The sequence below is a fragment of the Helicobacter sp. NHP19-012 genome, assembly GCF_019703325.1.
Taxonomy (GTDB): Bacteria; Campylobacterota; Campylobacteria; order Campylobacterales; family Helicobacteraceae; genus Helicobacter; species Helicobacter gastrofelis.
This window is the reverse complement of record NZ_AP024819.1, coordinates 838,964-850,746: the sequence shown is the minus strand read 5'-3', so window position 1 is coordinate 850,746 and position 11,783 is coordinate 838,964. Positions and strand designations below refer to the sequence as shown.

Annotated in this window: 14 protein-coding genes and 2 tRNA genes; all 16 read right to left on the bottom strand. The window is 47.7% G+C overall.

Going from position 1 to position 11,783, the window contains the following annotated elements:
- Positions 1-3: 3 nt before the first annotated feature.
- The 16 genes from K6J74_RS04295 to K6J74_RS04225 all read right to left on the bottom strand — a co-directional run bounded on the left by K6J74_RS04295 (position 4) and on the right by K6J74_RS04225 (position 11,779).
- Entirely contained in the window at positions 4-261 is a 258-nt protein-coding gene (locus tag K6J74_RS04295) for a YfhL family 4Fe-4S dicluster ferredoxin (RefSeq protein WP_221271087.1), read from the bottom strand.
- 85 nt (positions 262-346) lie between these two features.
- Positions 347-691, bottom strand: coding sequence for a dihydroneopterin aldolase (locus tag K6J74_RS04290; protein WP_221271086.1), 345 nt, complete (start codon positions 689-691; stop codon positions 347-349).
- On the bottom strand, positions 688-1,347 hold the full coding sequence (gene plsY, locus K6J74_RS04285; protein WP_221271085.1) for a glycerol-3-phosphate 1-O-acyltransferase PlsY: 660 nt from the start codon (positions 1,345-1,347) through the stop codon (positions 688-690). The genes K6J74_RS04290 and plsY overlap by 4 nt, the downstream gene beginning before the upstream one ends.
- A gap of 38 nt (positions 1,348-1,385) precedes the next feature.
- The gene (locus tag K6J74_RS04280; protein ID WP_221271084.1) at positions 1,386-1,916 is read right to left on the bottom strand and encodes a hypothetical protein; all 531 of its coding nucleotides are present in this window, start codon (positions 1,914-1,916) and stop codon (positions 1,386-1,388) included.
- Positions 1,917-1,919: 3 nt separating this feature from the next.
- Positions 1,920-2,432 (bottom strand): isochorismatase family protein, encoded by a 513-nt coding sequence (locus tag K6J74_RS04275; protein WP_221271083.1) that lies wholly within the window; start codon positions 2,430-2,432, stop codon positions 1,920-1,922.
- A gap of 64 nt (positions 2,433-2,496) precedes the next feature.
- A tRNA-Leu gene (locus K6J74_RS04270) sits at positions 2,497-2,583 on the bottom strand.
- A gap of 119 nt (positions 2,584-2,702) precedes the next feature.
- Positions 2,703-2,787: transfer RNA gene (locus K6J74_RS04265), tRNA-Leu, on the bottom strand.
- 19 nt (positions 2,788-2,806) lie between these two features.
- Positions 2,807-3,118 (bottom strand): F0F1 ATP synthase subunit C, encoded by a 312-nt coding sequence (locus K6J74_RS04260; protein WP_053825726.1) that lies wholly within the window; start codon positions 3,116-3,118, stop codon positions 2,807-2,809.
- Between the two features lie 65 nt (positions 3,119-3,183).
- On the bottom strand, positions 3,184-5,166 hold the full coding sequence (locus K6J74_RS04255; protein ID WP_221271082.1) for a polyribonucleotide nucleotidyltransferase: 1,983 nt from the start codon (positions 5,164-5,166) through the stop codon (positions 3,184-3,186).
- Entirely contained in the window at positions 5,153-5,848 is a 696-nt protein-coding gene (locus K6J74_RS04250) for a phosphoribosyltransferase (protein WP_221271081.1), read from the bottom strand. The genes K6J74_RS04255 and K6J74_RS04250 overlap by 14 nt, the downstream gene beginning before the upstream one ends.
- Before the next feature lies 1 nt (position 5,849).
- Entirely contained in the window at positions 5,850-8,114 is a 2,265-nt protein-coding gene (locus K6J74_RS04245; RefSeq protein ID WP_430886771.1) for an LPS-assembly protein LptD, read from the bottom strand.
- A 3-nt stretch (positions 8,115-8,117) separates the two neighbouring features.
- The gene (locus K6J74_RS04240; RefSeq protein ID WP_221271079.1) at positions 8,118-8,537 is read right to left on the bottom strand and encodes an RDD family protein; all 420 of its coding nucleotides are present in this window, start codon (positions 8,535-8,537) and stop codon (positions 8,118-8,120) included.
- A complete protein-coding gene (purD, locus tag K6J74_RS04235; protein ID WP_260321516.1) occupies positions 8,538-9,548 on the bottom strand; it encodes a phosphoribosylamine--glycine ligase in 1,011 nt (336 codons plus the stop codon). It lies immediately after the preceding gene.
- A complete protein-coding gene (locus tag K6J74_RS08570; protein WP_260321515.1) occupies positions 9,452-9,778 on the bottom strand; it encodes a phosphoribosylamine--glycine ligase N-terminal domain-containing protein in 327 nt (108 codons plus the stop codon). The genes purD and K6J74_RS08570 overlap by 97 nt, the downstream gene beginning before the upstream one ends.
- A gap of 199 nt (positions 9,779-9,977) precedes the next feature.
- On the bottom strand, positions 9,978-10,739 hold the full coding sequence (gene truA / locus K6J74_RS04230) for a tRNA pseudouridine(38-40) synthase TruA (protein ID WP_221272586.1): 762 nt from the start codon (positions 10,737-10,739) through the stop codon (positions 9,978-9,980).
- Positions 10,739-11,779, bottom strand: a complete 1,041-nt coding sequence (locus K6J74_RS04225) for an LptF/LptG family permease (RefSeq protein ID WP_221272585.1) — start codon at positions 11,777-11,779, stop codon at positions 10,739-10,741. Before K6J74_RS04225 ends, truA begins: the two co-directional genes overlap by 1 nt.
- Between the last annotated feature and the right edge of the window lie 4 nt (positions 11,780-11,783).

The window sequence follows — 11,783 nt, the reverse complement described above, 5'->3', positions numbered from 1 at the left end:
AACCTAGTTCTCTTCTTGCAAGCTCTCGTATTTGTATTGCAATTCCTCTTGAGTTTCGGCATTATTTGGGTCGGGTATAATCGCATCTACGGGGCAAATGCCGACACAGCTAGGCTCATCGCTGTAGCCCACGCACTCCGTGCACCGATCGGGGTCAATGGTGTAAATCGGGTCGCTTCCATCAATGGCAATGGCTTCTGTAGGGCACTCCTCTCGACACGCATCGCAAGCAATACACTCCTGAATGACTAATAAAGACACGAAAACCCTTTATATAGAATTTTTAGCATGCGTATTTCTACTAGAGTTTTGCTAAATTTTCTCTAAAAAATCTAAAAAAAGACTCCTAAGAGCCTTTATTTTCATCAAAACACACTTTCAAACTTGCCCCGACTAATGCTCTTTGGCACGCTTGGGGCTTTTTAATAGACATATAGACTTGTGTAATAGTAGGAAAGCAAGTCTTAAGCCATGCGCTAATTTCGCTTAACGCCTCCTCTAAAAGCCCATACTTGGTTGTGGATAATTTGTTTTGCACCACCTCTAAAATGTCCATGTAATCTAGGTAGTTTTGGGGGGTATAGTTGTACTCAATGCTTAAATCCACAATCAAGGGCTGGGGGGCTTTTTGCTCGCCCTCCAACACCCCGATGATGGCATCGATTTGGTAATCTTGCACACTTAGTGTCATAAAATCTTGCCCTCTTGTCCGCTTAGTAAATTTAGTAAATTAGACCAATGCTTGTAAAGTGTGAAAACAAAAATCAGCACCATGGGCGTTTGCGTGCCCACCTCATGCACGATATTAATCGGTGCCGGCAGGAATTTAGGCATGAAAAAGATGAGGATTGTTGCCGTGCCCACCCCCACAATGGAGGCTAAGGACGAGATTTTAAGCCCCTTGCCAATGACCGCCCACAAGGCAAGCCCGATCAAACTTTCTACGGGGATTAACAAGAGCACCGCCCCCATGGTGGTGCTGACCCCCTTACCGCCCTTGAAGTTCAAAAAGGGCGAATAGCAATGCCCCAAAATCGTGGCGATGGCGACCATCCACTGCGCCGCAAAATTCAAGCCCGCCATTTTGGCAAGGAAGACACAAAAAACCCCTTTCACCAAGTCCAAGACCAAGACCAGCGTACCGATTTTTTTCGCCTTAGCCGGGTCAATATTTTTAAGCACCCGCACGACATTAGTCGCCCCAATGCCCCCACTGCCATGCGCGGTGATGTCCACTTGGTACATGATTTTGATGAGCCAAAACCCAAAGGGCATGCCCCCCACCACATAGCCCACAATGTAAAAAATGACATTAATGTTTGTCAAAAAACTCAAGAGACTATCCATAAGCTCCCCTAAAATTTAAACCCCCATTATAGCCAAATTCAAAACGACTTGAGATAAGCCCCCTTAATGAAGACATGGTTTTTATCATTAAAGAGAAAATCCACCTTGTAACTCTCTTTAATCTTTTGCTTTTTATTGGGCAAAATGTGGCGCACGGCTAGCTCAATGGGGGGCAACTTTAAGGGGGTATTGGGTTTGACCTCAAAGGCTAAAAACAGCGGTTTGTTGTGCACCTTGTCCCAGCCCGTGCGCCACCTAGGCAAAGTCCCCTGACTTTTTAAAAGTCTATCGCCCACCTGAAACTCAAAAGAAGCCAAGTAATACAGCCCGGGCTCTAGGTAGCGTTGTTCGATTTTGGCTTTTTTATAGGGATCTTTGAAAATCAACAACACCCAATTATTGCTCCCGAGTGCAAACTCTTTAGAAGGTTTGTCGCCCAGCTTACGCCAATAAGTTTTCACCACCCCCCCCTGATGGGCAATGTCAAAGGTTACCAAGCTCGCATTTGGGGAGTGTTTTACAGCACACGCCCCTAAAAATAGCCCCAAGAGCAGACTAAATATTTTCACGGGCTATTTGATAAGCTTAGAAATGGCTTTAAACTGCGGGTGGGTGTAGGTTTTAAGCCAGCCAAAGGCGCACATTTCAATGGAGACAATCCTCGCCCCCTGTGTGTGTAAATCCTCTAGGGCTAAATGGCAATCCGTGGGCTTTCTTGAGCTGACACACTCGGCGACCACGCTCACACTAAAGCCTGCCCCTAAGAAGTCCAGCACGCTTTGATACACGCACACATGCGCCTCAATGCCGAGCATAAATAGGGGGGTTTTAGGCAGAGATAAAACGGGGTGGGCACTAAAGCTCTCTTTGGTGTAAATCTCCTCACAAAAGGGGCGCAACTCTTGCAAGGTTTCACCCAACTTAGTGGGGTTTTGCTCTGTGGCGATGGTAGGGATATTGAGCTCTTTAGCGATTTGTAAAAAACGCAGGCAGTTTTCAAGCAGTGCTTCTTTTTGGTGCATGGCAGAAAAGAGGCGTTCTTGCAAGTCAATGAGTAAAATGAGGGGTTTTTCTAGGGTTTGCATCCATGTCCTTTAAAAGCCCCTATTCTAGCCCAAAATGTTTAAATTTAAGGAGTTTCTTTAAAGGTGGTACCAAAAGTCGGACTCGAACCGACACGGAGTTGCCTCCACCAGATTTTGAGTCTAGCGTGTCTACCAATTCCACCATTTTGGCTTAAAGTTTTTAAGGCTTTGAGCCGTTTCACTAGCTTGCTCATAAAGCAACCAGCCGTTTTTTATCCGCCCTGCGACGCAACTAGCCGTTTTACACAACTAACAAATCCCACGGTTTTGTGGTGCACTGAGCGAGACTCGAACTCGCACGGGTTGCCCCACCACCCCCTCAAGATGGCGTGTCTACCAATTCCACCACCAGTGCCTAACCCCCTCCTTTTGTTTTAAGCCAAGAAAGGGTTGCTGTAAATCGCCACGATGGCAAACACAAGGGTGTAAATCACTTGCGCCTCGATCATCGCCATGGCGATGAACATGGTGGTGAGCAATTTACCGCCCACGCCGGGGTTGCGGGCTGTGCCTGTGATGGCAGCGGCAGCGGCGTTGCCCATACCGATTGCGCCCCCACAAGCAGCCACGCCTAGCCCCACAACTGCCCCCACGATAGAGTAGGATTTAATCATGTCCACCCCGCTCATATCCGCTCCAAAGGCTAGCCCTAACGCTCCTAAAAAGAAAAGCACAAAAAACTTCATCACCGCCACAACCTCGCTTTGCTATTTTAAAATATACATAAGCCCTAATTATAGCAACTCTAAACTTAAGCTAAAATGACATGCACCTTGCCCTGCTCGATTTTAGAGATTTCACACCACAGCGGCGTGCCATTTTCTAAGCTCGTCAAATCCAAATCCCCCGCATTGCTCTTATGCAACAAAGCGTCCTCCCCCGCCTCCAAGCGCACAAACACCCCAAAATCCACCACCCGTTTGACAAAGGCCTGCACCTTCTGCCCCACGCTCAAATTTTGCAGTTGCAAGGCTTGGCTAATGTACTCTTTAGCCTGTGTAACTGCCTCTTGCATGCCCCTCACCGTCACAAGTCCGCTTGCCTTGTCTAAATCGATCTGCACGCAAAAGCGTTGTAAAATGTCTTTAATGTGCTTGCCCCCCGGACCTATGAGTGCGCTCATTTTTTGGGCGGGGATGTGAAAACTCTTAGTGGTGGGTAGGTTTGTGTTGATCGCCATGTTCTGCGCCGCCTCTTGCATGTGCTCCAGCACGGCTAGGCGGGCTTCTTTGGCCTGCTCTAAAATTTCTTCTAGCCACTCTAGGGGCAAGCCAGCTAATTTCGTATCCATTTGCATGGCGACCACGCCCTGAGTGGTGCCTGCGATTTTAAAATCCATGTCGCCTTGCATGTCCTCTAGCGCGCTGATGTCGCTTAAAATGGCATGCTTATTGCCATCAAACACCAACCCCATCGCCACACCCGCCACTAAGGCGGTGGGCTCAATCCCGCTTGCCTTTAAAGCTAGCGAGCCCGCACACACGCTCGCCATAGAGCTAGAGCCATTGGACTCTAAAATCTCGGACACTAGGCGGATGACGGGGGCATTTTGGGGCAAAGAACAGCTTAAAGCCTTTTGGGCCAAATGCCCATGCCCTAGCTCGCGGCGGCTGGGTGCGCTAAGTGGGGCAGCCTCACCCACACTAAAAGGTAAAAAATTATAGTGGAGCATAAAGCGTTCTTTGGTGGGGCTCGCCTCTTGTAAACCAAAGTTTTGTTTGGCATCGCCCTCTGCCCCCAAAGTGCAGGTTACCAAAGCTTGGGTGTGCCCCCTTTCAAAGAACACGCTGGAGTGGCAAGTGGGGAGTAGGTTTGTGTCAATGCGTATGGGGCGGATTTGTTTCAAGCCGCGCCCATCCGCCCTCTCTTGGTGCTCTAAAATGCTTTGGTGCAGTAGCTCTTTAAAGCAGGCGTGTAGGGCGTGTTTGAGCTCTGTGAGGCAGTGCTCGCCCAGCTCGTGGGCGATGTATTCTAATAAATGTTCTAATTGTGCGCCCCGCTCACTCTTTGCCATTAAGGACATGGTTTCTAAGATTTGGGGCCTAAAGCGGGTGCTTAAAATTTGCATTAAATGCGGATTTAAGGGTTTTTCCTCAGGGATTTGTAGTTTTGCTTTTCTATGGGGGCTAAAATGCTCGGTGTAAAGGGCGCACTGGGTTTTAATGTGGGCGTGGGCGTTTTTTAACAAATCTAAAAGCTGTGCCTCGCTTAAGGGGTCGCTCGCCTCGCTTGCTTGCATTTCGATCATTAAGATTTTATCCGCACTGCCCGCCACAAAAAGGTCGCCTTTTTCTTTGAGGCGCATGGCATGAATCGTTTCTTCCACGCCCACATTGGCTAAGTAGAGTGCACAAGAAGCGGCGTTTAAAGCGCACACCTGTAAATCGCTCTCATAGGCGTGGCTTAAAAGCAAGAGCGTGATTTGCGTGGAGTAGGCGTAGTTCTTAGGAAAAAGGGGGCGCAAAGAGCGGTCAATGAGCCGTGAGGTTAGGGTTTCAAAGTCCTCCATCTTGCCCTCGCGGCGGGTGAAACTGCCCGGCAGTCTGCCCACAGCATAAGCCCTTTGGGCATATTGCACGCTGAGGGGCAAAAAGTCCTCCTCTGTGGCTTGCAAATCCACCACCACGCTGGCTAAAATCGTGGTGTCCTTGTGGCGATAAAGCAGCGCACTCGTGGCCTGGCGCGCCATGTAATCTAAAATAAATTCTTCATGATTAATGTTAATTTTTTGCATCATTTCCTTTCATTTGGACTTCTTCAATTTTCTTTAAAATGGCTTCAATCTCGGCGGGTTCGATTTGTATGGGGGTTTTGTAGTAGTGGTCTCTGCTGACAAAATACTCAGGGCGGTACACGCTCACCACCCCATCGCACAGCATGGCTAAAGCGTCCGCCACGCTCTTTGGCAAAATGGGGGTGAGTATATAAATATTTTTTGATGACTTTGCCATGCAAGTTTGGATAGCTAAATTCGCCGTGATGCCTGTTTCAATGCCATAGTCCACGATGAACACATTTTTATTCTCTAGGGATTTAATGGTGTTGCCCTTGCGGTATCGATAAATTTTAGACAAAATCTCCTCTTCATACACCCGTTTGGCTTCCCCATAGACATAATCTAGGGTGATCTCAAAGGAGTTAATCAAATTCTCGTTCATTAAAATATCCATGCTCTCGCTCACAAGGGCGATCTCACACTCGCGATTTAGCGGGGCATAAATGGGAGCGGTGAAAAGAAAATCTAGGGGGGTGTTGAGCCTTCTAGCGAGCACATGGGCAAATTTCAAGCCCTTTAGGCTTATTACAAGCATGAGGGCGTTCTTGGTGTCTAAATGCCGGATAAGGATTTCGTTCATCAGCAACTGCAGCGCGTCTTCAGGGCTAGCAAACATGAAATTGTCCACTAAATCACTCATTTTAATGCCTTAAGGATCGGTAGGTGATGTTGGTTTTGGTGAGGGGCGAGAAGTCAAGGGTCAATTTGATATAGTTGTTTTGGTAGATGGTGAGCGGGTCGGCGGGATTGCTTGTGAGCACAGGGCGGCGTTGGCTCACAAATTGCAGTCCAACGCCAAAACAGCGGATTTTTTTAAAAATCCCTACGCGCCAATTTAAAATCACATTGTTTTGGATGTCATAACCCACGGATGCATTTAGAGAAAACCAGCGAAAATCGTTGCTAAGACCGGCTTTTAAATAGTTGGAGTTGTTCGTGGAAATTTTATTAATGCCACTCTCATCAAAGTTCTTTTTTAGGTAGTAGGACACATTTGCGCTTAAAAATTTACGGGTGTAATTGGCGTTGATGGACACTTCCTCTAGGCTGTTGTAATACCACGAGTAAAAGACGGTCCCGTAAATGTCAAGCCCTCTTAAGGGCGAAAACCCGATTTTGCTCTCCATCGGCGAGTTGGCGGTCGAAATCGGGTTGGCAAAGTCCAACACCTGACTGATGCGCCAATAGAGCAACTCTTGCCCACCTAGTCCGTATAAATATTGTGTCAAGTTCAAATAAAGTTGGCTATTAGAGGGGTTTGGGGCAAAGAGTAGGGAGGGGTTCCACACCGCATCGTACAAACGCCCCCCCACGGCGTAGTTACTTAAGGTGGGCGAGGTGAAGTTGTTTAGTGCCCGTGCGCTTAAGTCATACATTTGTGTGTCAAACAACCCATTGGCAAAGGTGTAGTAAGCCCCACTAAGGAGGGCTTGAAACTGCACCGTGTGCAAGAGTTTGTGGTATTCCCTAGCTAGGTCGGTGTTTAAATAGAGTGCGTAAGAGCTAGAGAAGTAATTGCCAAACTCTTTAGATTGTCCGCTCACCTGCGGAATGTAGCTGGCTTTGGTGTTTAAAATGGCTAAGTTACTCAGTTGCACCGTGTTCCACAATCCCACCGAGAGGTATTTGTTAAACATGGAAAATTGCAAGCCTAGGGGGACATTGATCGTATTTTGGGCGTAGCCATAGCCCACATCCCGCACCACATTGTGGAATTGATAGTCAAAGGAATAAAGTAAATGCTTCCACCCTAAAGTATTGAGGTATTTGTGGTATTGCAAATTTGGCAAGGATTGGAAGGTGTTGTTGTTGTTGATTTTATTCAGGTTTAAAAAGTATTTGAGGTAAAAGCCGTAAAAGTTGTTGTTCGTTTGTACATAGTAGTTGCCCCTAGACATGTGGGTTGCGTCCGTGATGCGCTTATTCACCTTTTCAAAGCGCACATAGTCTAGGTCGTTCATATACAAGAAGTCTAAATAAAAGGCGTTGTCTAAAGGCTTTTTCAAGCCAAAATATTTTTGCAAGGTTTGGCGGCTGGCGTGCAACATTTCAAACCCAAAGACATTTTGGTTTCTCAGGTCATACCTCTTAGTGTAGGCGTTGTAGTTGCGGAAATATCTAGCGTTGAATAGAAATTTGTCTTGATGGGAGTTGATCAAACGCCCTTCAAAGTTGAGTCCCAAGCCCCTTTTAGAGCGGATTTGTGGGGTCAGTGTGATGTCCCAAGAATCCCTAGGGGCAATGTAAAGGGGCTGTAGGTAGATAAAGCCGGCAAGGTTAGAGGTCCCAAATTCGGGGTAGAGAAGCCCGCTCGAGCGTTTGGTGCTTGTAGAGGTGAAAATATAGGGTAGGTAAAAGATGGGGATTTTACCTAAATAGATTTTAGAATTGACGAGGGACAAATGTTTTTTGTCGGCGTTATACTTGCCCGAAGAGGCGTTGACATGCCAAATGGGGTTTTCGATGTCGCAGCCGGAGGTGGTGAGGTTCTTAATGTAGTAGTGGTTTTTCTGCGAGTGGGCGATGTCTGCGCTGATCCAAATGCCCGTAACGCTGTCTTGCACATAAAAAGGGAACATAAGAGCGTATTTGTCATCCATGCGCACCTTCATGTGCTCGCTTTGCACCAAGAGCCCCTCGCCCCGATACACCTTGACATGCCCGTCAATGATAGCTTCTTTTTTCTTGGTGTCGTAGCGCACTTGATCGCCTAGGATATAGACATCGTAATTAAGTAGGATCGCATGTCCCCTAGCCACCACGACATTGTTTTTCGCATCCACGCGGTCGGCTAGCAGCTCAAAGATTTTATGGTTTTTCTTGTCAAACTTTTGCACGGCGACTTGCTGTTGTTTGCCAAACAACACACCCAAGAAAAAAGCAATGATAAAAGTACCGCGCCACACCACTCATTTAGACACGATGATAAAAGTCTGTGCGTGTCTGTCATAAAAAGTCCGCCCAAATTTATCCCTAAAGAAATAACCTAAGGGGTAAAAAAGCAAGAGCTCCTTCAACAAATACCGCTTTAAACGGGCGGCAAATAGGGGCTTGTCTAGGCTTTTAAAGTCCAAGACCCGCAAGTGAAATACGAGCTTACCCAAACTACTCGCAAAGCCAAGCATGGACAAAGACTCATAGACCACATGCGCCGCCACGAAGGCACATAAAAAGCGCAAAAACGCCCAGTGCAAGGGCACATAAGGGTGCAAATCCCACGCCAAAAAGCAGATAAAGAGCAAATCCACCAAGTAAGCCCCCACCCGCCACCAAAAAGGGGCGATCACCAATCTTTCCTTGTAAATTTTCTCTTCTAATTTGGCTTCCAATCAAAGCACCCCAATATCCTCACGAAATTGCATGCCCTCAAACTGCACCTTCTTCACTAGGTGGTAGGCGTGGCTTTTGGCTTCAGCTAAGGACTTGCCCCAACCCACACACACACACACCCGCCCCCCCGTAACCAAGAACACCCCGTTTTCTTGCGTGATTTTGCCTAAGTCCAAATGGGCGTTTTTCTCATCAATGGGGTCTATGTAGACGCTTTGCCCTTGTGAGATTTGGTGGGGGTAGTCCTTGCTTGCCAAGACCACGCCTAGGGCATGCTGTGGATGCAATTCTAATTGTATTTGGTCTAAATTGCCCTGCAAGGTGGCTTCTAGTAAATCTAGCAGGGGGGTTTTAAGCAAGGGCAAGAGCACACTGCACTCAGGGTCGCCAAAACGCACATTAAATTCCAATAAATAAGGCTCTAAAACCCCTTCTTGTTCCACAAGCATGAGCCCCGCATACAGCACCCCCACAAAGGGCGTGTCGTTAGCGTTTAGGGCTTGCAAGGTGGGTTTTAAAATGCGCTCGATGATCTTTTCTTGTAGTGCGTCATCGCATAGGGGCGAGGGGGCAAATGCCCCCATCCCCCCCGTGTTTGGCCCATTTGGGTGTAACTTTTTATAATCGTGGCAAGCGGGCAAAAGTAAAAAATCCTGTCCGCTCACAAAGGCAAAGACCGACAGCTCAAAGCCCTCTAAAAACTTCTCTAAAACGACCTTAGAGTGCGCTTTAAACAAGTTTTCTAGGGCGATTTTGGCTTCATTTTCATTCTGTGCCACCACCACGCCCTTGCCCTGTGCGAGCCCATCGGCTTTAAGAACCACAGGGCAGCCAAAGCTTGGGATCATCTCTAGGGCTTCTTGTGGATTAGTGGCAATGGCATAGGGGGCAGTGGGGATATGGTGGGCGGTGGCTAGCTCTTTGGTAAAACTCTTAGAACCCTCGAGCATGCTCGCTCGCTTGCTTGGTCCAAAGACCACCACCCCCGCTTCTTGCAAAAAATCCGCCAACCCCCCACCAACGGCTCTTCCGTCCCCACCAATACTAAATTAATCATTTTCTCTTTGGTGAAAGCGGCGATTTGGGCGAAATCTAGCAACAAGACATTTTCACCAATGCTTTGCGTCCCGCCATTGCCCGGGCTAAAGAACAGCTCGCTCACCCTAGGGTCTTCTCTTAGCTTACGCCCTAGCGCATACTCGCGCGCCCCGCCCCCAATGATTAAAATTTTTCTTTTCATTCAATCCCTAATGTCAATCGCCCAAACGACCGTTACTTATGTGCTGTAGTTCAACAAAGCCACAAGAGGCAAGAGGGTTTTTTTAGGGGGCAAATGCGAGCAAGTGCCCATCACACCAAAACCACTACAACAGCCTCATAAAAAAGATAAACGAACTTGCTTTATATGAAACACGCATCGTTCAGGCTAAACAGCCCCATTATACCCCATTTTTGCTTAAGGGCTGTGGATAAAATACACGGCTCAAATACAGCCCATTAGGGGGGGCTAAATCCGCACACACCCGCTTTTTTAACGCAATTTGCGCTTTTAAATCCTCTAGGCTCAAATGCCCCAAAGAATGTTTTAGCACCGCCCCGAGTATTGAGCGCACCTGCGCACGTAAAAACCCATTGGCCTCCAACACCACCACCGCCAAGTCTAAGCGCCCCACTTTAAAAGGGTAGCAAAAGGCTTTAAAAACCGTGCGCCTTGTGTGGGTGGGGTTGCTGCCCGTTTTACAAAAATACTTAAAGTCGTGTGTGCCCACAAAGCAATTTAGGGCTTCTTGCATTTGCGTTAAGTTGCCATGCGGGTGTGTCGCCACATAGCGGGCACAAAAGGGGTTTAAAGGGATTTGGGTAAAAAGGTAGCGATAACGCCTTTTGTAGGCGCAAAAGCGGGGGTGAAAATCTAGCCCGACTTGCTCTAAACTCTTACAAACAATGTGGGGGGCAAGTTTGGGTGCAAGGTGGGCTAAGAGTTTAGGTACGCTCCAAAAGGCGGGAGTATTAAATGCCACGACTTGGCAAGTGGCGTGCACGCCCTTATCCGTGCGCCCAGCGGCCATAATAGGGCTAGAGATGCCTAGCCTTTTTAAAGCGTTTTCTAAAGTGCCTTCAATGGTGTGATGACCTACTTGTTTGGCAAAGCCTAAAAATGCGCTGCCATCGTAGGACAGGGTGAGTTTAAAGCGGCGCATCAATAAAAGCGCACAATGATGCGGCGATAGAGCGCATACGCCCCCAAAAACCACACAATCGGCAAGGTGATGGTGCCGATGAGGGGCGCATCTTGGCTGATGACATGCATGCCCAAGAAGTAAATCCCCACCGCTAAAAGCACATAGACATAGGATAAATTCTTAGAAAAGCGCGGGTTTGAAATGCCAAAGACAGGGATTAAAAAGAGGCTGGCTAGGGGGAAAAGGGCGACTAAAATAGCTTGGGTGAAGCGGCGTTGTTGGTGTTTATCTGGGTGCGCTCCAAAAGCCTTTTTCCAATACCCGATGTAGTCGTGGCCGTGCAAATACGCCGCCCCATTTCTAGCCGATACGTTTAATTTGTTGCGTAAATTCAACTGCTTGAAGGCGACCTTGCGTAACTGCCCCTTGTCGGCAAAATAGGCATTGCCATGCTCTAATTGCAAGCCAAAGACCCCATCGGTGTTTTTCACCTCACCCTTTTGAGCGATCATAAAGCTCTCTAAAGCCAGCCCCTTATGCGAGAAGAGCACCAAATCGCTAAACACCCCCCCCTCTTTCTTACCCACATACACCAGCCAATCGCCCAATTTCTGCCCAAACTCCCCCGCTTGGATATTGACATCGATGTGATCCTTTTTATCCCGTATGAACGAGTAATATGCACTCTTAGAGGCCGGAATTAGGATCAAAGAAAAGACCAAAAGCACACAGCTCGCAAAGATACAAAGGGGCAAAAAGGCTTGCACGATTTTTTTAGGCGCGATCCCCAGTGAAAAGAACACCAAGAGCTCGTGATCGTAGGAGAGCCGTGCTAGCCCAATGGCGCAGGCGGCAAAAAAGGTGATGGGGATGATGAAAAAGACCGTGCCGGGTAAAGAGTAGGTGTAAAGCTGCACTAAATCTAAAAAACTGAGCTTCACTACTAAGGTAACGCTGGCGATGCCAATGAGCATGATCATGGAGGCGATGAAAAAGAGCACCAAAAAGAACGAGAAAAAGATTTGCGAAATGGCGTTAAACATACAGGTTTTAGCCAAATCC